Raw genomic sequence first — 21,727 nt, forward strand, 5'->3', positions numbered from 1 at the left:
GACGACATGACGTCTTCGAAGGAAGGCCGCGCCGCGGCCCTGCCGGCAGAACTCCAGGAAGCCCTGCGCCGCCGCCTGGCCGGCAAGGCCGGCGGCCCGGCGGCGGGCGCCCGGCCGGCGATCCCCCGCGCGGACCGGTCCGGGCCGCTGCCGCTGTCCTTCGCCCAGCAGCGGCTGTGGTTCCTCGACCAGCTGCGGCCCGGCGACGCCCGCTACAACAGCGCGGTCGCACTGCGGCTCACCGGCGGCCTGGACCGGGCCGCGCTGTCCCGGGCGCTGGACGCCGTGGTCGAGCGCCACGAGGCACTGCGCACCACGTTCGACGACCACGACGGCCGGCCCGTACAGACCGTGCGGCCGCCCGCCCCGGTGCCGCTGCCGCTGCGCGACCTCGCGGACGAACCGGACCACACGTCCGGGGAGAGCCCGGAGGCGGCACTCGACGCCCTCCTGCTCACCGAGTACTCCCGCCCGTTCGACCTGCGTACCGGGCCGCTGCTGCGCGCCCTGCTGATACGCACCGCCGCCGACCGGCACGTCCTGCTGCTCACCGCGCACCACATCGTCACCGACGGCTGGTCGATGGGCGTGCTGCTGGACGAACTCTGCACGCTCTACGACGCCTTCGCCGCGGGGGAGACGCCCGCCCTGGCGCCGGTCGCCACGCAGTACCCCGACTTCGCCGTCTGGCAGCGCGGCCGGCTGTCCGGCGCCCTGCTCCAGGAGCAGCTGTCCTACTGGACCAAGCAACTGGACGGAGCGGTACCGCTGGAGCTGCCGCTCGACCGCCCCCGCGACGGGGCCGAACCGGCCGGCGGCGCGGTGCACACCTTCCACGTTCCGCCACGGACCACCGCCCGGCTGCGGCAGGTGGCGGCCGACCAGCACACCACCCTCTTCGCCGCGCTGATCGCCGGCTGCCAGGCGCTGTTCGCCCGCTGGTCCGGGCAGGACGACATCACCCTCGGGTCCCTGACCCCCGGCCGCGGCCGCACCGAACTGGAGCGCGCGGTCGGCTTCTTCGTCAACACGGTCGTGCTGCGCTGCCCCGTCGACACCGCCCGCCCCTACCGCGAGCTGCTGGACACCGCCGCCGCCACCGTCCTCGACGCCTTCGCGCACGACGACACCCCCTTCGAGCGGCTGGTGGAGGCGGTCGGCACCACCCGGGAAGCCGGCCGCAACCCGCTCTTCGACGTCATGGTCCTGCTCCACCCCGCCCCGCCCGCCGCCCCCGGCCTGCGCGGGCTGACCGCCGAGAACGTCACCGTGCCCCGCCGCTCGGCCACCTTCGACCTCAGCGTGGAATTCGTGCCCGACGGGGACGGCCTGACCGGGCTGCTGGAGTACCGCACCGACCTCTTCGACGCCCCGACCGTGGCGCGGATGGCCGAGCAACTCGTGCTCCTGCTCGCCGGGGTGGCCGCCGCCCCCGACCGGCCGCTCGGCGAGTTGCCGCTGCTCGCCGAGGACGACCGGCGGCGGCTGACCACCGAGTGGAACGACACCGCCCTGGACGTCGCCCCCACCACCTACCCCGCCGTCTTCGAGGCGCAGGCCGCCCGCACCCCGCACCACACCGCACTGGTCGCCGGCGACACCACCCTGGACCACGCCGAACTCAACGCCCGCGCCAACCGGCTCGCCCACCACCTCATCCGCCGGGGCGCCGGCCCCGAACGGCTCGTCGCACTGCGGCTGCCGCGCACCGCCGACCTGATCGTGGCGCTCCTCGCCGTCCTCAAATCCGGCGCCGGATACCTGCCTCTAGACCCCGAACTCCCCACCGAACGCGTGGAGTTCCTGCTCGCCGACGCCCGGCCGATGCTGGTGCTCGACGAGGCCGCCCTGCGTGCCGTACCCGACGACACGCCCGCGACGAACCCCACCGACGCCGACCGGCACGCCCCGCTGCACCCCGGCCACACCGCCTACGTCCTCTACACCTCCGGCTCCACCGGCCGGCCCAAGGGCGTCGCCGTCGAGCACCGGTCCCTGATGAACCTGCTGGCCGCCCACCGGCACGGTTTCGTCGCCGAGGCCGGCGGCGGGCCGCTGCGGGTCGCCCTGACCGCGTCGTTCTCCTTCGACACCTCGCTGGAGGGCGTCCTGCTGATGGCCGACGGCCACCAGCTGCACCTGATCGACGAGACCACCCGGCTCGACCCGGCCGCGCTGGTCGAGTACGTCGTCACCCACCACCTCGACTTCCTCGACCTCACCCCCTCCTACCTGCGGCAACTGCTGCCCGCCGGACTGCTCAGCGACCCCCGCCACCGGCCCCGGGTGCTGATGCTCGGCGGTGAGGCCGTCGGTCCCGCCCTGTGGCGGGAGCTGTCCGCGCTGCCCGACACCGCCGCGTACAACTTCTACGGCCCCACCGAGTGCACCGTCGACGCACTGGCCTGCCGCATCACCGGCACCGGGCGTCCCGTGGTGGGCCGGCCGCTCGCCAACGTGCGCGCCTATGTCCTCGACGACCGGCTGCACCCGGTGCCGCCGGGTGTCGGCGGCGAGTTGTATCTGGCGGGCGCCCAGGTCGCCCGCGGCTATCTGCACCGCCCCGGCTTGACGGCCGCCCGCTTCACCGCCGACCCGTACGGACCGCCCGGCAGCCGGATGTACCGCACCGGCGACCTCGCCCGTTGGACGGCCGACGGACGGCTCGACTACCTGGGCCGCGCCGACGACCAGGTCAAGATCCGCGGCCACCGCATCGAACCCGGCGAGATCGAGGCGGCCCTGCTGGACCTGCCGGACGTCGCCGAGGCGGCCGTCGTCGCCGTCGACACCGGCCAGGGCCACGCCCGGCTCGCCGCCTACGTGGCGCCCTCCGCCACCGGACGGCCCACCCCGTCCGCCCTGCGCGACGCCCTCGCCCGCACCCTGCCCGGGCACATGGTGCCCACCGCCTTCGTCGTCCTCGACGCCCTGCCGCTCAACAGCAGCGGCAAGCTGGACCGGCGCGCCCTGCCCGCACCCGACCTCGACGCGGCCCCCCGCGAGCGGGAGTTCGTCGCGCCGCGCACCCCCGCCGAGCGCGAGCTGGCCGCGATCTGGTCCGAGGTCCTCGGTCTCGCCCGGGTGGGCGTGACGGACAACTTCTTCGAGCTGGGCGGCGACTCGATCCTCAGCATCCAGGCGGTCTCCCGGGCCCGCGCCGCCGGCTGGCAGCTGACCTCCCGGGACGTCTTCCGGCACCAGACCGTCGCCGACCTCGCCGCCGCGATCACCCCGCGCACCGCCCCGGCGACCGCGCCCCGGCCGCAGCAGGACACCGGCCCGGCCCCGCTCACCCCCATCCAGGAATGGTTCTTCGCCACCCACGGGCCGCTGCGGCACTTCACCATGTCGATGCTGCTCGACCTGCCGCACGACCTCGACCAGGCCGCGCTGGAACGGGCCCTGCACGCCGTCGCCACCCACCACCCCGCGCTGCGCACCCGCTTCCTGCGCGCCGGCGACACCTGGCGCCAGCACCCCGGAGCCCCCGTGGCACCCGGCCTCCTGACCCGCCACGACCTGTCCGGGACCAGCGGCGCGGCCCGGGACGCCGCCCGCACCGAGGCCGCCGACGCCGCCCGCGCCGCCCTGGACCTGGCCGCCGGCACCCTGCTGCGCGCCGTCCTGTTCCTGCCCGGCCCGGACGAGCGTCCGCAACTGTTCCTGACTGCCCATCACCTTGCGGTCGACAGCGTCTCCTGGCGCATCCTCCTCGCCGACCTGGAGACCGCCTACCGGCAGGCCGCCGCCGGCCGACCGGTCCAACTGGAGCCCACCGGCACACCGTTCACCACCTGGGCGGCCACCCTCGTCCGCCATGTGCACAACGGCGGCCTCGACGACGACCTCGCCCACTGGAACGAGCAGACCGCCGTCCCGCGCACCCCGCTGCCGGCCGACCGCACCGGCACCCCGGTCGCCGGATCGGTCCGCACCGTACGCGCCCGCCTCGACCGCGACACCACCGAGGCCCTGCTCCGCCGGGTCCCCGGCGTGTACCGCACCCAGGTCAACGACGTCCTGCTGAGCGCCCTGGGCCGGGTCCTCGCCGACTGGACGGGCACCGACCGGGTGACGGTGGCACTGGAGGGCCACGGCCGCGAGGACCTCGGCGCCACCGACGACGACGCCCGCGACACGGATACCGGTGACGCCGGCGCCGTCGACCTGTCCCGGACCGTCGGCTGGTTCACCACCCAGTACCCGGTCACCCTCACCCCGGCCGGCCCGACGCACGAGCCGGACTGGGGCGGCACCCTCAAGGCGGTCAAGGAACAGCTGCGCGCCGTCCCGCACCACGGCCTCGGCTACGAGGCGCTGGCCCGCCTCGGCTCACCCGACCCGGCCGCCCGCACCCTGCGCAACCAGCCACTGCCCGATGTCTGCTTCACCTACCACGGCCAGTGGGAGACCCCACAGCACGCCGACTTCGCGCCCGTCGGCCCGGCCCCCGGCCGCGAGCTGGCCGCCGACGTGCCGCTCGACCACCTGCTGGACGTCTCCGCCGTGGTCGCCGACGGCGTACTGGAACTGACCTGGCACTACAGCGACCAGGTGCACGACGAGAGCACGGTCCGCGACCTGGCCGACGGCACGGTCCGCGCGCTGGCCGCGATCGTCGCCCACTGCGCCCGGCCCGGGGCCGGCGGCCGCACCCCGTCCGACTTCCCGCTCGCCGGACTGGACCAGGCCGCCCTCGACCGCCTCGTCGGCGACGGACGCGGCATCGAGGACCTCTACCCCCTGACGCCCCTTCAGGAAGGCATGCTCTTCCACCGCCTCGTCGGCGAGGACGGCAAGGACGGCGGGGAGGGCGACGTCTATCTCGACCAGGCCACCCTGCTCCTCGACGGGGTGACCGAACCCGAGACCTTCGCACGGGCCTGGCAGCGGGTGGCCGACCGCACCCCCGTACTGCGCACCTCCGTCGTCTGGGACGGCGTACCGGCCCCGCTGCAACTCGTCCACCGCCGGGCCACCGTCCCCGTCGTCCACCTGGACTGGCGCGACCTGGACGACGCCACCCGCGCGGACCGGCTGGCCCGCCTCCGGGCCGACGACCTGGCGCAGGGCCTCGACCTCGGCACCGCCCCGCTGATGCGGCTCACCCTCATCCGCCTGCCCGCCGGGCAACTGCGGCTGCTGTGGACCTCGCACCACCTGATCCTGGACGGCTGGAGCCTGGCACAGGTGCTGACCGAGGTGTGCGAGGAGTACGCCGCCCTCGCCACCGGCCGGGCCGCGACGCCGCCCGTCCGCCGCCCCTTCGCCGACTACGTCCGCTGGCTCACCGGCCGCGACAGGCGCGCCGCCGAGGACCACTGGCGCACCGTCCTCGCCGGCTTCGCCACCCCGACCCCGCTGCCCTGCGACCGCCCGCCGCGCGAGGCCCACCGCGCCCGCTCCGCCGACGTCCTGGCCGCCGGCCTGACCCCCGAGCGGTCCCGCGCGCTGGAGGACACCGCCCGGCGCAACGGACTGACCCTCAACACCGTGGTGCAGGGCGCCTGGGCGCTGCTGCTGGCCCGCTACAGCGGGGAGCCGGACGTGGTGTTCGGCACCACCGTCTCCGGCCGCCCCGACGAACTGCCCGGCGTCGAAGCCATGGTGGGCATGTTCATCAACACCCTGCCCACCCGGGTACGCGTCGAAGGACACATCCCGGCCGCCGACTGGCTGCGGGAGCTCCAGGACGCCCAGTCCGAGTCCCGCCGCTTCGAGACCGCCTCGCTCGCGCAGCTGACCTCGCTCAGCGACGTACCCGCGGGCACCGCGCTCTTCGACAGCATGGTCGCCTTCGAGAACTATCCCTTCGACGAGGCCCGGACCTCCGGCGCCGGCGTGCGCATCCTCGACGTCACCTCCCTGGACGCCACCAACTTCCCGCTGGTGCTCCGCGCCCACCACGGCGACCGCCTCGGCTTCGACCTCGCCTACGACCCGGGCCTCTTCGACGAGCCCACCGTCCGCTCCTTCGCCGACCGGCTGTGCCTGCTGCTCGACGAGATCGCCGTCGGCCCCGGACGGCCGCTGCGCGACCTGGCCTGGACGACCGCCGAGGAACGCCGGCGGATGCTGGTGGACTGGAACGGCTCCGCGCACGGCCGGCCCGACCGGACCCTGGTCGACCTGTTCGAGGCCCAGGCCGCCCGCACCCCCGACGCCACTGCCGTGACCTGCTCCGGTGACACCCTCACCTACGCCCAACTCGACGACCGGGCACAGCAGTTGGCGCATCGACTGGCCGCGTCCGGCGCCGGCCCCGAGCGCTTCGTGGCGCTCGCCCTGCCCCGTTCGACGGACCTGCTCGTGGCGCTCGTGGCGGTGCTGAAGACGGGCGCCGCCTACGTACCCGTCGACCCGGAGCTGCCCGGCGACCGCATCGCCCACCTGCTCACCGACGCCGCCCCCGCCCTGCTGGTCACCACCACCGCGGTCGCCGCACGACTGGGCGACACGGCCGTACCGCGACTGCTCCTAGACGACGCCGAGGTCCGCGCCGACCTGGCCCGGCGCCCCACCACCGGCCTCGCACCGGAGCACCGCCCGCTGCCGGAGAGCCCCGCCTACGTCATCTACACCTCGGGCTCCACCGGCCGGCCCAAGGGCGTGGTCGTCCCGCACGCCAACGTGGTGCGGCTGTTCTCCGTAACCCGCGACCGGTTCGGCTTCGACGAGCACGACGTATGGACCCTGTTCCACTCCTACGCCTTCGACTTCTCCGTGTGGGAGATCTGGGGCGCCCTGCTGCACGGCGGACGCCTGGTCGTGGTCCCGCACGACATCGCCCGCTCACCGGCGGACTTCCTCCGTCTGCTGGCGGACGAACGGGTCACCGTCCTCAACCAGACACCCTCCGCCTTCTACCCGCTGATGCGCGCCGACGCCGAACAGCCGGAATACGGCGGCCGGTTGGCCCTTCGCCATGTCATCTTCGGCGGCGAAGCCCTCGACCTCGGCCGGCTCACCGACTGGTACGAGCGGCACCCGGACACCGCCCCGGCCCTGGTCAACATGTACGGCATCACCGAGACCACGGTGCACGTCACCCACGCACCGCTGGACCGTGCCACGGTGACCGGCGCGTCCGGCAGTGCCATCGGTACCGGCCTGCCCGACCTGCGACTCCATGTGCTCGACGCCGACCTCGCGCCGGTGCCGCCCGGCGCCGTCGGCGAACTGTACGTGGCCGGCGAGGGACTGGCCCGCGGCTATCTGAACCGGCCCGGGCTGACCGCCGCACGGTTCGTCGCCAACCCCTTCGGGCCGCCCGGCACCCGGATGTACCGCACCGGCGACCGCGCCCGGTGGCGGCGCGACGGCACGCTTACGTATCTGGGCCGGGCCGACCAGCAGGTCAAGATCCGCGGCTTCCGCATCGAACCCGGCGAGATCGAGGCCGCGCTCAACGCCCACCCCGGAATCAGCGCCTGCGTGGTCTCCGCGCGCGAGGACACCCCCGGCGTACGGCGGCTGGTCGCCCATGTCGTCGGCACCGGGCAGGACGCCCCACCGTCCGCCACCGCACTCCGCGCCCACCTGGAGCGGACGCTGCCCGCCCATATGGTCCCCGCCGCCTACGTGCCCCTGGACGCGCTGCCGTTGACCGTCAACGGCAAGCTCGACCACCGGGCGCTGCCCGCCCCCGGCCCGGACGGCTTCGCCGCCGGCGAGCAGCACACCGCCCCGCGCACCGCGGCGGAACGGCTGGTCGCCGACGTCTGGGCCGAGGTCCTGGACACCGCGGAGATCGGCGTCGAGGACAGCTTCTTCGCGCTGGGCGGCGACTCGATCCTCGCCGTCCGCGTCACCTCCCGACTGCGCGCCGCCTTCGGCGTGGACGTCTCGCCGCGACTGCTGTTCACCCGGCCGACGGTGGCCGCCCTCGCCGCCGCGCTGCCCGACCCGGCCGGAGACCGCCGGGCCGCGGCCGACTCGATCCCGCCGGCCGACCGCGAAACCGAGCTCCCGCTGTCCTTCGCCCAGCAACGCCTGTGGTTCCTCGACCACTTCGAGCCCGGCAGCACCGAGTACCTGACCTTCTTCGTGCTGCGGCTGCGCGGCCGCCTCGACGAGGCCGCGCTGCGCACCGCCCTGGACGGACTGGTGGCCCGGCACGAACCGCTGCGCACCACCTTCGCCGAGCAGGACGGCCGTGCCCACCAGCACGTCCACCCGCCCCGCCCGGTGGACCTGCCGACCCACGATCTGTCCGCCGTCCCGGCCGACGCCCGCCCGGACGCCCTCGACGAGCTGCTCACCGACGAGGCCGCCACCCCCTTCGACCTGGCCCGCGGACCCCTGCTGCGCACCCGGCTGATCCGCCTCGCCCCGGACGAGCACGTCCTCACCCTGGCCCTGCACCACATCGTCACCGACGGCTGGTCCACCGCCGTCCTCGGCCGGGACCTGGGCGAGCTGTACGCCGCGGCCCTGCAGGACCGCCGGCCCGACCTGCCCCCGCTGCCCGTCCAGTACGCCGACTACGCCGTCTGGCAACGCGCCCGGTCCGCCGCGGCCGAGCAGCAACTCGACTACTGGCACGAGCAGTTGGCGGACCTCGCCCCGCTGGAGCTGCCCACCGACCGGCCCCGGCCCGCGGTGCGCACGAAGCACGGCGCACTGCTGGAGTTCTCGCTGCCCGCCGCACTGACCGACCGGCTGCGGGAGACCGGCCGGCGCGCCGATGCCACCCTCTACATGACCCTGCTCGCGACCTGCCAGGTCCTCCTCGCCCGCTGGGCCGGCCAGGAGGACATCGCGGTCGGCACCGTGACCGCCGGCCGCGAACGCCCCGAACTGGAGCAGCTGGTCGGCATGTTCGTGAACACCCTCGTGCTGCGCACCCGGGTGCGCGCCGAGGAGCCGTTCGAGGCACTGCTGTCACAGGTGCGCGGCACCGTGCTGGACGCCTTCGCCCACCAGGACGTGCCGTTCGAGCGGGTCGTCGACGCGCTCCAGCCGGCACGTGACACCAGCCGCACCCCGCTGTTCCAGGTCATGGTGGCCCTGCACAACCTGGGCGGCCGGGCCCCGCAGCTGCCCGGTCTGGAGGTCGAGACGGTCCAGCCGCCGGGCCGGACCGCCGCCTTCGACCTGGGCCTCGACTTCGTCGAGCAGGACGGCGGCGGCCTCACCTGCTTCGTCGAGTACCACACCGACCTGTTCGACCGGGACACCGTCGAGCGGCTGACCGGCCGGCTGCGCCTGCTGCTGGAAGCGGTCGCCGACGACCCCGGACGCCCGGTGTGCGACCTGCCGCTGCTGTCCGACGCGGAACGCCACCAGGTGCTGGAGGAGTGGCAGGGCGCCCTACTGCCCGTGCCGGACACCACGTTCCCCGAGCTGTTCGAGGCCCAGGCGGCCCGTACCCCGCACGCCACCGCGCTGGTGGCACGGGACGCCACCCTGGACTTCGCGGAGCTCAACACCCGCGCCAACCGGCTGGCCCACCACCTCATCGCGCTCGGCGTCGGCCCCGAGCGGGTGGTCGCCGTCCAACTCCCGCGCACCACCGACATGTTCGTGGCGCTGCTGGCCGTCCTCAAGGCCGGCGGCACCCAGCTGTCCGTCGACCCGGAGCTGCCCGCCGACCGGGTGGCGTACCTGCTCGCGGACGCCGCACCGCAGACCGTCCTCACCCCCGAAACGCTGCGCGACGCCCCGCTGGACCGGCAGCCCACCCACAACCCCACCGACGCCGACCGCCTCGCCCCGCTGCACCCCGCGCACACCGCCTACCTCACCTACACCTCCGGCTCCACCGGCCGCCCCAAGGGCGTCGCCGTCGAACACCGCCAGCTCATCAACCTCTGCCACGACCACCGGGAAGGGCTGGTCGCCCCGCACACCGCCGACGGCACCCCGCTGCGCGTCGCGCTGAGCGCCGCGTTCTCCTTCGACACCTCCTGGGAGGGCCCGCTGCTGCTGGCCCTCGGACAGCAGGTGCAGCTGATCGACGAGGACGTGCGGCTCGACCCGGCCGCGTTCGTCGCACAGATCGCCGCCCACCGCCTGGACTGCCTCAACGTGACGCCGTCCTTCCTGCACGAGCTGCTGGCCGCCGGGCTGTTCACCACCGGCGAGCACCACCCCCGGCTCGTCCTGGTCGGCGGCGAGGCCGTCGGCACCGCCGCCTGGCAGCAGCTGCGGGCGCTGCCCGGCGTCACCGCGTACAACATCTACGGCCCCACCGAATGCACCGTCGACGCGGTCTACGGGCGCTTCACCGACCACCCCGCGCACCCGGTCATCGGACGCCCCGGCCGCAACCTGCGCGCCTATGTGCTGGACGGCGCGCTGCGGCCCGTACCGGTCGGTGTGCCCGGCGAGCTGTACCTGGCCGGCGCGCAGGTCGCCCGCGGCTACCGGGGCCGGCCCGGCCTGACCGCCGGGCGCTTCCTCGCCGACCCGTTCGGCCCGCCCGGCAGCCGGATGTACCGCACCGGCGACCGCGCCCGCCGGCACCCCGACGGACTCCTGGAATTCCTCGGCCGCACCGACGACCAGGTCAAGATCCGCGGCTTCCGCATCGAGCCGGGCGAGGTCGAGGCGGCGCTCCTCGACCACCCCGAGGTGGGCGACGCCGTCGTCGCGGCCCGCACCCAGGCCGGCCGCACGATGCTGGTGGCCTACGTCGTGCCCCGCGACAGCCGGCAACCCGCCGCGGACGCACTCCGCGTCCACCTGCGCCGCACGCTGCCCGACTACATGGTCCCCGCGGCCTTCGTCCCGCTCGCGCGGGTGCCCCGGACCAGCAGCGGCAAGACCGACCGGCGCGCCCTGCCCGCACCCCCGCTCCAGCCCGACACCGACACCCCGTACGTGGCGCCGCGCACCGACGCCGAAACGCTGCTCGCCGGCATCTGGGCCGAGGTGCTCGGCACCCCCCGCATCGGCGTCGAGGACAACTTCTTCGCCCTCGGCGGCGACTCGATCCTCAGCATCCAGATCGTCTCCCGGGCCCGCCAGGCCGGACTCGCCCTCACCTCCAAGGACGTCTTCCGCCACCAGACCGTCGCCGAACTCGCCCTGCGCACCGGCCCGGTGGCCACCCCGCCGACCGCCGACACCACGACCCCGGCGGGACCGGCACCGCTCACGCCCATCCAGCGCTGGTACCTCGACGGCCGCCGGCCCGGCGACCGGCTGCACTTCACCATGACCCAGCGGCTGGAACTCGCCCCGGGCACCGACCCGGAGGCGCTGCACCGCGCCGTCGACGCCCTGATGGCCCACCACCCGGCGCTGCGCACCCGGTTCCGCCACACCGACGGCACCTGGCACCAGGAGGTGCTGCCCGCCGCCCCCGGGGACGTCTTCACCCGCCTCGACCTGACCGGGCTCGACGACCGCGCGCAGGAGGACGCCGTCCAGCGCGCGGCCGCCGACGCACAGATCTCCCTGGACCCCACCGAGGGCCGTGTCGTCCGCGCCCTCCTCTTCGATCACGGGGCCGGCCGCCCATTCCAACTCCTGCTCACCGCACACCACTTGGTCATCGACGGGGTCTCCTGGCGCATCCTGCTGGCCGACCTGGCGGCCGCCTACCGCGACACCTCCGCCGCCCGCCCGGCCGCCCTGCCCCCGGCGAGCACCCCCTATCCTCACTGGGCCGACCGCCTGGAACGGCACACCCGCTCCGGCGCCTTCGACGGCGATCTGCCGTACTGGACCCGGGTCTGCGGCACCCCCGCCGCCCTCCCCGTCGACCGGCCCGGCGCCCACCCCGACGGCGCCGCCGCCACCCTGACCGTCCGCCTCGGCCGGGACGCGACCGAGGCCCTGCTGCGTCAGGTCCCGGACGTCTACCGCACCCAGGTCAACGATGTCCTGCTCAGCGCCCTGGGCCGCACCCTGAGCCGCTGGAGCGGCCGGGACACCGTCCTCCTCGGCGTCGAGGGGCACGGTCGCGAGGATCTCTTCGAGGACCTCGACCTGTCCCGTACCGTCGGCTGGTTCACCGCCGAATTCCCGCTCGCCCTGACCGTCGCCCCGGACGCCGACTGGCGCGACACCGTCCGGTCCGTCAAGGAACAGCTGCGGGCCGTCCCGCTGCGTGGACTGAGCTACGGCGCGCTGCGCCACCTCGCCCCGGACGCCCCGCTGCCCGACGCGCCGCGGCCGCGGATCGGCTTCAATTACCACGGCCAGTGGGAGATCGCCGCCACGGACCGCCCGGCGGACGACGGGCTCTACCGGGCCGCGCTGCCGCCCGCCGGCCAGGACACCGACCCTGACGAGGAACGCAGCTATCTGCTCGATGTGACCGGCGTGGTCCAGGACGGCCGGCTCGAACTGGGCTGGACCTACCCGCCCGCCGTCTACGACGAGTCCACCGTGCGCCGCCTCGCCGAGGACACCCTCGCGGCGCTCGACGAGATCGTCGCGCACTGCGCCCGCCCGGACACCGGCGGCCGCACCCCCTCCGACTTCCCGCTCGCCGGACTCGACCAGCGCCAGGTGGACCAGCTCGCCGGCGACGGCCGCGACGTGGCGGACATCCATCCGCTGACCCCGCTCCAGGCCGGCATGCTCTTCCACGGGCTGGTCGACGACGCCGGCGCCTACTTCGACCAGATGGCGGTCAAGATCGCCGGCATCGCCGACCCGCACGCCTTCGCCGCGGCCTGGCAGCGGGTCGCCGACCACACCCCGGCCCTGCGCAGCAGCGTCCACTGGCACGGCCTGCCGCACCCCGTCCAGGTCGTCCACCGGCACGCCGTGCTGCCCGTCACCCACCACGACTGGCGGACCCTGACACCCGGCGAACGCGACCGGGCACTGGAGAAGCTGCTCGCCGAGGAACGCGCCGCCGGCCCGGACCTCACCCGCGCCCCGCTCAGCCGGATCGCGGTGGCCGCGCTCCCCGACGACGAGATCCTCCTCGTATGGTCCTCGCACCACCTGATGCTCGACGGCTGGAGCACCGGCCAGATCTTCACCGACGTGTGCGCGCAGTACGCCGCCGCGGCCCGCGGCACCACCGTCCGCCCGCCGGCCCGCCGCCCGTTCCGGGACTTCCTCCAGTGGCTGGCGGACCAGGACGAGGAGCGGGCCGAACGGCACTGGGCCGACGCGCTGGCCGGATTCACCGCCCGCACCCCGCTCGCGTACGACCGGCGGCCCACCGAGGCGCACCGCGCCCGGGCCACCGACAGCGTCGCCGTCGAACTGACCCCCGAGGTCTCCGACCGGCTGCGGACGATGGCCGGACGCCACGGGCTCACCGTCAACACGGTCGTCCAGGGCACCTGGGCGCTGCTGCTGGCCCGCGCCGCCGGCCGCCGGGACGTGGTGTTCGGCACCACCGTCTCCGGCCGCCCGGCCGAACTGGCCGGTGTGGCGTCGATGGTCGGCATGTTCATCAACACCGTCCCGACCCGGGCCCGGATCGACGGCGCCCGGACCGTGCCGGACTGGCTGCGCGACCTCCAGGAACAGCAGAGCGACTCCCGCCGCTACGACTTCGTCTCGCTCGCCCGCATCCAGGCACTCAGCGAACTCCCCGCCGGCGAGCCGCTGTTCGACAGCATGGTGGTCTTCGAGAACTACCCCTTCGACGAGTCGGCCGCGGCCGGCGCCGGCATCCGCATCACCGAGGTGCGGGCCGACGACGCCCCCACCTTCCCGCTCTGCCTGCGCGCCTACCTCGCCGACCGCCTCGGCTTCGGTCTCGCCTACGACCCGGCGCTGTTCGACCGCGGCACGGTGGAGCGCACCGCCGACCGGCTGCGGGCCCTGCTCACCGCCGTCGCCGACGGCACCGCCCGGACCGTGGACGACCTCGACCCGCTCACCGACGCCGACCGCGCACTGCTGCGGCGGTGGAACACCCCGGCGCGCCGCACACCGGCCGGTTCCCCGGTGGCCCTCTTCGCCGAACAGGCCCACCGCACCCCGGACCACGTCGCCCTCAGCGACGGCGAACAAGACGTGACGTACCGTCAACTGAACGACTGGGCAGACAAGTTGGCGCACCGGCTGCGCTCCGGCGGACTGCCTGCCGAGGGCCGGGTGGCGCTGCTCATGGACCGTTCGGTGCCGCTCGTCGTCGCCCAGCTCGCGGTGCTCAAGGCCGGCGGCGCCTACGTCCCGGTGGACCTGCGCGCCCCCGAGGAACGCCGCCGCACCCTGCTCCACCAGGCGGGGGTCACGGTGCGGCTCACCGACCAGGACGTGACCGACGCCCGCACCGACGGCCCGGCCGGACCGCCGCCGGCACCGGCCGCCGACCCCGACCGCCTCGCGTATGTGATGTTCACCTCCGGCTCGACCGGTGAGCCCAAGGCCGTCGGCGTGCGCCACCGCGACGTGGCCGCGCTCGCCACCGACAGCCGTTTCCAGGGCCCGGACTGCGCACGGATCCTGCTGCACTCCCCGGTGGCGTTCGACGCCGCCACCTTCGAGGTCTGGGCGCCCCTGCTGAACGGCGGCCGCATCGTGGTCGCCCCGCCGGGCGCCGTCGACGCGGCCCGGCTGCGGCGGCTGGCCGGCGGGGGAGAGGTGACCGCACTGTGGCTGACGGCCGGGCTGTTCCGGCTGCTGGCGCAGGACGCGCCGGACTGCTTCGCGGGGCTGCGCCAGGTATGGACCGGCGGTGACGTGGTCCCGGCCGTGGCCGTCCGCCGGGTCCTCGACGCCTGCCCCGGCCTGACCGTCGTGGACGGCTACGGCCCGACCGAGACCACCACCTTCGCCACCACCCACACCATGACCGACGCGGCCGCGGTGCCCGACCCGGTGCCCATCGGACGGCCGCTCGACGACATGCGGGTGCACGTCCTGGACGCCCGGCTGCGGCCGGTACCGCCCGGCACCGCGGGCGAGCTCTACCTGGCCGGCGAGGGCGTCGCCCGCGGCTACCTCGGCCGGCCCGGAGCGACCGCCGCCCGCTTCGTCGCCGACCCGTCCGGCCCGCCCGGCACCCGGATGTACCGCACCGGTGACCTCGCCCGCCGGCACCCCGACGGCACCGTGGAGTTCCTCGGCCGCGCCGACGACCAGGTCAAGATCCGCGGCTTCCGCGTCGAACCCGGCGAGGTCGAGGGCGCCCTGGCGGCCCACCCGGCCGTCGCGGACGTGGCCGTGGTGGCCCGCGAAGGACGCTCCGGCGCGAAACAGCTCGTCGCCTACGTCGTCGGGCACGACGGGCTCGACCCCGACGCACTGCGCGCCCACGCCCGCCGCACCCTGCCCGACTACCTCGTGCCCAGCGCCCTCGTCCCGCTGGACGCGCTGCCGTTGAGCGCCAACGGCAAGGTCGACCGGTCCGCCCTGCCGGCCCCCGACGCCGCCACCGGCCGGGCGGAGGCCGTCGCACCGCGCACCGACGCCGAACGCCGCACCGCCGCCGTCTGGGCCGAGGTCCTCGGCGTGCCCGAGGTCGGGGTGACCGACGACTTCTTCGCCCTCGGCGGCGACTCCATCCTCAGCATCCGGCTCACCTCACGGCTGGCGGAGGAGTTCGGCACCGAGCTGACCCCGCGGGCGGTGTTCACCCACCCGACCCCGGCCGCCCTCGCCGCACTGCTCACCGCGCCCGAGCAGCCCGCCGGCGGGGCGGGCGCCGCCCTGGTCCCGGTCGGCCGGGACACCCCGCTCCCGCAGTCCTTCGCCCAGCAACGCCTGTGGTTCCTGGACTCGTTCGCCCCGGAGAGCACCGAGTACCTCACCCCGCTCGCACTGCGGCTGCGCGGCCGGCTGGACACCACCGCGCTCGCCGCCGCGCTGACCGCACTGGTGGCCCGGCACGAATCGCTGCGCACCACCTTCGACTCCGTCGACGGCCAGGGCGTGCAGATCGTGCACCCGCCGCAGGACGTCCCGCTGCCGCTGCACGACCTGACGGCGCTGCCGCCCGGCGACCACCCGGAGCGACTGGCGCAGCTGCTCGCCGACGAGCGCACCCGCCCCTTCGACCTGCGCCGCGGCCCCCTGCTGCGAACCGGACTGATCCGGCTCGCCGACGACCACCACGTCCTGACCCTGACCCTGCACCACATCGTCACCGACGGCTGGTCCACCGGGATCCTCACCGGCGACCTGGCCCACCTCTACCGCGCCGCGCTCACCGGCACCCCGGCCACGCTGCCGCCGCTGCCCGTCCAGTACGCCGACGTCGCCCAATGGCAGCGGGCCGCGCTCACCGGCCCGGCCGCCGAGGACCAACTCCGCTGGTGGAAGGACCGACTGACCGGCATCGAACCACTGCAGCTGCCCACCGACCGGCCCCGGCCGCCGGTGCGCACCCGGCACGGCGCCACGATCGGACTCGTCCTGCCGCCGGAAACCGCCCGCCGGCTCGCCGAGTTCGGCCGGACCCGGCAGACCACCCTCTTCATGACCCTCGTCGCCGCGGTCCAGACACTGCTGGCCCGGCTCTCCGGCCAGCGCGACATCGCCGTCGGCACCGTCACCTCCGGCCGTGAACGCCCGGAAACCCAGCGGCTGATCGGCTTCTTCGTCAACACCCTGGTGCTGCGCTCCACCGTCGACCCGGAGCGGTCCTTCCCGGACTTCCTCGCCGAGGTCCGCGGCACCGTGCTGGACGCCTTCGCGCACCAGGACGTGCCGTTCGAGCGGGTGGTGGACGAGGTCCAGCCGGACCGCGACACCAGCCGCACCCCGCTCTTCCAGGCCATGGTGGTGCTGCAGAACGCCCCCGGCGCGCCGATGGACCTGCCCGGCCTGAAGGTCAGCGACATCGCACCCGAGCGGGACGAGGCCGCCTTCGACCTCACCCTGGAATTCGCCGAGGCCGAATCCGGCGCCCTGCACGGGCTGCTCACCTACCCCACCGACCTGTTCGACGCGGACACCGCACGCCGGACGGCCGACCAGCTCACCACCCTGCTCACCGCACTCGCCGACGACCCCGACCGCCCGCTCGGCGCCCTCCCGCTGGCGCCCGCCGAGGAACTCCGCCGCCTGCTCACCGCCCGGCACGGCGAACGCCACCAGGTCCCGCCGGCCACCCTGCCCGAGCTGTTCGCCCGGCAGGTGACCCGGCGGCCGGACGCTCCCGCGGTCGCCGACGGCGACCGCGTACTGACCTACGCCGAGCTGGACACCGCCGCCAACCGCCTGGCCCACCGGCTGATCTCCCGCGGCATCGGCCCGGAACGGCTGGTCGCCCTGGCGCTGCCGCGCGGCACGGACATGGTCGTGGCGCAACTCGCGGTCGCCAAGGCCGGTGGCGCGTTCCTGCCCGTCGACCCCAACTACCCCGCCGAACGCCGGGAGTTCATGGTCCGCGACTCCGCGGCCGCCCTGGTCCTCGACGACCCGAAGGACGTCTGGTGCCCCGACGGCCCCACGACCGCCCCCACCGACGCGGACCGCCCGGCCCCCCTCACCACCGCCCACCCCGCCTACGTCATCTACACCTCCGGTTCCACCGGCACCCCCAAGGCCGTGGTGGTGACGCACACCGGACTCGCCGGCTTCACCGCGGCCGCCGCCGACCGCTACGACGTACGCCCCGGCGACCGGGTCCTCCAATTCGCCTCGCCCAGCTTCGACGCCTCCGTACTGGAGCTGTGCATCTCCCTGCTCACCGGCGCCACCCTGATCGCCGGGGAGGAGGGGCCGCTGCTCGGCGACCGGCTCGCCCAGGTGCTCGCCGACCGGCGGATCACCCACACCCTGATCCCGCCCGCCGCACTCGCCACCGTTCCGCCCGAGACGGCCGGCACCCTGACGGACCTGCGCACCCTCATCGTCGGCGCCGAGGCCTGCCCGGCCGACCTCGTCGACCACTGGTCCCCGGGCCGCCGCATGATCAACTCCTATGGCCCCACCGAAGCCACCGTGGTGGCCACCTGGACCGGACCGCTGACCCCCGGAGCGGGCGCCCCGCCCATCGGCGAGCCCCTCGACGGCACCCGTGCCTACGTCCTGGACGCCGCCCTGCGCCCCGTACCGGTCGGCGTCACCGGCGAGCTGTACGTGGCCGGCGCCGGACTCGCCCGCGGCTACCTGGGCCGCCCCGGCCTGACCGCCGCCCGCTTCCCGGCCGACCCCTTCGGCCCGCCCGGCAGCCGGATGTACCGCACCGGCGACCTGGTGCGGTGGGGCGCCGACGGCCAACTCCGCTACGCCGGACGCACCGACGACCAGGTCAAGGTCCGCGGCTACCGCATCGAACCCGGCGAGGTCGAGAGCGCCCTGCGGCGCACCCCACAGGTCCGGGACGCCGCGGTCGTGGTCCGCACCACCGGCCCGTCCGACGCCCGGCCGCCCGCCCCCGGCCGACTGGTCGCGTACGTCGTCCCCGCCGACGGGCCACCGGAGGCCCTGGACGTCCAGGAACTGCGCGCCGACCTCGCCCGCACCCTCCCGTCCCACATGGTGCCGTCGGTGTTCGTCCCGCTGGCCGAGCTGCCCCTCACCCCCAACGGCAAGACCGACCGCCGGGCACTGCCCGCACCCGCCCCGTCCACGGCCACCGCCGCCCACCACGTCGCCCCGCGCACGGACACCGAACGCCGTATCGCCCGGATCTGGGCCGAAGTCCTCGGCCTCGACACCGTGGGCGCCGACGACAACTTCTTCGCCCTGGGCGGCGATTCGATCCTCAGCATGCAGGTCGTCTCACGACTGCGCCGGACCGGACTGCACCTCGCGACCAAGGACCTGTTCACCCATCAAACCGTTGCCGAGCTGGCCACCGTGGTGACCACCGGCCCCGACCGGGCCGACGACGGCCCGGTCACCGGCGAGCTGCCCCTCACCCCCATCCAGCACTGGTTCCTGACCACCCCGCGCGCCAACCACCACCACTTCAACCAGTCCGCCCTGCTCGAACTCGACGGCGCACCCGACCCCACCGCACTGGAAGCGGCACTCACCGCCCTCCTCACCCACCACGACGCCCTCCGCCTGCGCTTCACCGAACAGGACGGCCGCTGGCACCAGCACAACCCGCCCCCACCCGCCACCCCGGCCCGCCTCCTCACCCACCACGACCTGACCGGACTGACCCCCGACGAGACCGACACCGCCCTCCGCACGACCGCCGACACCCTGCACACCGGCTTCGACATCGGCCGCGGCCCGCTGCTCCGCGCCGCGCTCTTCACCGGCGACCAGGACCACCCCAGCTACCTGCTCCTGGTGGCCCACCACCTCGTCGTCGACGCGGTGTCCTGGCGGATCCTCCTCGACGACCTGGACACCGCCTACCACCAGGCCGCCCAGGGCCGGCCGGTCACGCTCGGGGCCCGCACCACGTCCTTCCGCGACTGGGCCCGGGGCCTGGCCGCACATGTCGCCGCGGGCGCCCTGGACCACGAACTCCCGTACTGGGAAGAGGCGTTGACCTCCGCCCCGCTCCCCGTCGACCACACCCCGGAGCCCGCAACCACCGCCGAAACCAGGACCCTGACCCGCACCCTGGACGAGCCCGACACCACGGCACTCCTCCGGGCCGCCCCCACCGCCTACCGCACCCGCATCAACGACGTCCTGCTCGCCGCCCTGGCCCTCGCCCTGGCCCGCTGGACCGACCAGGACCGGGTCTCCGTGGACCTCGAAGGACACGGCCGCGAGGACGTCCTGGACGGCGTCGACCTCTCCCGCACCGTCGGCTGGTTCACCACCGTCCACCCGGTCGGCCTGCACATCCCCGACCGCACCGACCTCGGGCCCACCCGGGACTGGCGCGCCCTGGTCAAGTCCGTCCGACGGCAACTCCGTACCGTCCCCGGCAACGGCCTCGGCTTCGGGGCCCTGCGCACCTACGGCAGCCCGGAGATCCGCCAACGCCTGGAGCGCACCGGCCACGGCCGGCTCGTCTTCAACTACCTCGGCCAATGGGACGCCCGCCGCACGGGCTCCGGCACCGACGGCGGCCTGATCCGCGCCGAACACGGCAGCTTCGGCCAGGACCACGATCCCCGCGACCCCGGCTCCCACCTGCTGGAGGCGGTCGGCGCCGTCCAGAACGGCCGGCTCACCTTCACCTGGCACTACCGCCCCGACACCCACGAGGAGACCACCGTCCGCTCCGTCGCCGAGGACTTCACCGAGGCCCTCCACCAGATAGCCCGGCACGCCAGGAGCAGCCTCTGAACCACCCTCACCGACCCACCAGAATCACTCACGGCACCTCAACCCGGCTCAACCGACCCAAGGAGAAGTGACATGGACGAGAACGCCCGCTACCAGGTCCTGCGCAACGACGAGGACCAGTACTCGCTGTGGCTCGCCGACCTGGAGATCCCGGCCGGCTGGCACGCCGTCGGCAAGGAGGGCACCCAGGACGAGTGCTCCGCCTACGTCGACGAGGTCTGGACCGACATGCGCCCCCGCAGCCTCCGCGAACGCATGGAGAACGCCGGAGCCTGATCACCCGTCACCGGTACGCGTGGGGCGCGGCACCCCGCCGCGCCCCACGCCGACCGGGCGACACGTCCCCCCACCTCCCGTCCCCCCCGGATATCCCTATGTGGCCTTTTGCCCGTGGCCCTCCCACCGACGACAAGGACGTCTGCCATGACCCCGACCCTGCGCACCGCACGGCTGCTCTTCCTCCCCTACCGTCCCGAGGACGAGGACGCCTTCGTCGGGCTCCTCAGCGACGAAGTGGTCTGCCGCTGGATGGGCCAGGAGAGATGCTCCGAAGCGGACATCCGCACCGTCTACCGCTCGATCCTCACCGACGTCTACGGCAAGAACCTCTTCGACGTGTGGGGAGTCTGGTCCGACGGCGACTACATCGGCCACGCCGAGATCAAGAAGACCGGCAACGTCGACGGCCACGAAGCCATCGCCGCCCTGGTCAGAAGACACTGGGGCCGGGGCCTCGGCAGTGAACTCGTCCAGGGCCTGTTGACCTACGCCGCCGACACCCTCGGCCTCGAAGAGGTCTACGGCATGGTCGGCGCCGAGAACACCGCCAGCCTCGCCCTCTGCGAACGCCTCGGCTTCCGCCACGTACGCGACGTCGTCTCGGACACCGGAGCGGTCACGAAGATGCTGGTGGTGTCCACGGTGAAGGGCGCTCCTGTTTCGTCCGGGAACAGCTACCGGGACCGCTGACCGCCCCAACTCCCTCGTCCATGCGCCCACGCCCGGACGAGAATCGACGCATGGGAAAGACGTACTCACGCATAGACGGCAGACTGCGCGCCTTCATCGAGGCACAGCCGCTCTTCTTCACCGCGACGGCACCGCTGTCCGGCGACGGCACGGTCAACCTCTCCCCGAAGGGCCTGGTCGGCTCCTTCGCGGTACTGGACGAACAGACCGTGGCCTACCTCGACTTCGCCGGCAGCAACGCCGAAACCATCGCCCATCTACGGGAGAACGGCCGTATCACCCTGATGTGGTGCGCATTCCAGGGACCGCCGAACATCGTGCGCGTCCACGGCCACGGCGAGCCGGTCTTCCGTGACGACCCGCGTTTCGAGGAACTGCTCAGGCACTTCCCGGACGTCGACCCCACCCCGCACGGCCTGCGCGCCGTCATCGTGGTGACGGCCGACCTCATCCGCGACACCTGCGGCTACGCCGTGCCCTTCATGACGTACGAAGAGGACCGCGATCTGCACCGCAAGCGCTTCGCGCGGGAGGACGACGCCTCCCTGTCCCACTACTTCGAGAAGAAGGAACACATCGCCGCCAGCATCGACGGCCTGCCGGGCCTCCCGCTCCCGCTGCCGCCGCGCAGCCGCTGACCCGCACGCCGTGGCGGTCCGGACGGCCGCCGGGGCCGCACCCC

4 protein-coding genes are annotated in these 21,727 nt (G+C 74.5%); all 4 read left to right on the forward strand.

Annotation, left to right across the window (positions count from 1 at the left end):
• Positions 1-6 precede the first annotated feature (6 nt).
• Positions 7-20,076 (forward strand): non-ribosomal peptide synthase/polyketide synthase, encoded by a 20,070-nt coding sequence (locus ACFV1J_RS04230; protein ID WP_385855676.1) that lies wholly within the window; start codon positions 7-9, stop codon positions 20,074-20,076.
• A 72-nt stretch (positions 20,077-20,148) separates the two neighbouring features.
• Positions 20,149-20,352, forward strand: coding sequence for an MbtH family protein (locus ACFV1J_RS04235; RefSeq protein ID WP_385855677.1), 204 nt, complete (start codon positions 20,149-20,151; stop codon positions 20,350-20,352).
• A gap of 147 nt (positions 20,353-20,499) precedes the next feature.
• Positions 20,500-21,045 (forward strand): GNAT family N-acetyltransferase, encoded by a 546-nt coding sequence (locus ACFV1J_RS04240; RefSeq protein ID WP_385855678.1) that lies wholly within the window; start codon positions 20,500-20,502, stop codon positions 21,043-21,045.
• Positions 21,046-21,095: 50 nt separating this feature from the next.
• Positions 21,096-21,683 (forward strand): pyridoxamine 5'-phosphate oxidase family protein, encoded by a 588-nt coding sequence (locus ACFV1J_RS04245; protein ID WP_385855679.1) that lies wholly within the window; start codon positions 21,096-21,098, stop codon positions 21,681-21,683.
• Positions 21,684-21,727 lie beyond the last annotated feature (44 nt).

The organism is Streptomyces sp. NPDC059649, assembly GCF_042734445.1.
Classification (GTDB): Bacteria; Actinomycetota; Actinomycetes; order Streptomycetales; family Streptomycetaceae; genus Streptomyces.

Bases quoted from the DNA above. Each gene is read 5' to 3' on its own strand.
- ACFV1J_RS04230 (WP_385855676.1), top strand. From the start codon at position 7: ATGACGTCTTCGAAGGAAGGCCGCGCCGCGGCCCTGCCGGCAGAACTC.
- ACFV1J_RS04235 (WP_385855677.1), top strand. From the start codon at position 20,149: ATGGACGAGAACGCCCGCTACCAGGTCCTGCGCAACGACGAGGACCAG.
- ACFV1J_RS04240 (WP_385855678.1), top strand. From the start codon at position 20,500: ATGACCCCGACCCTGCGCACCGCACGGCTGCTCTTCCTCCCCTACCGT.
- ACFV1J_RS04245 (WP_385855679.1), top strand. From the start codon at position 21,096: ATGGGAAAGACGTACTCACGCATAGACGGCAGACTGCGCGCCTTCATC.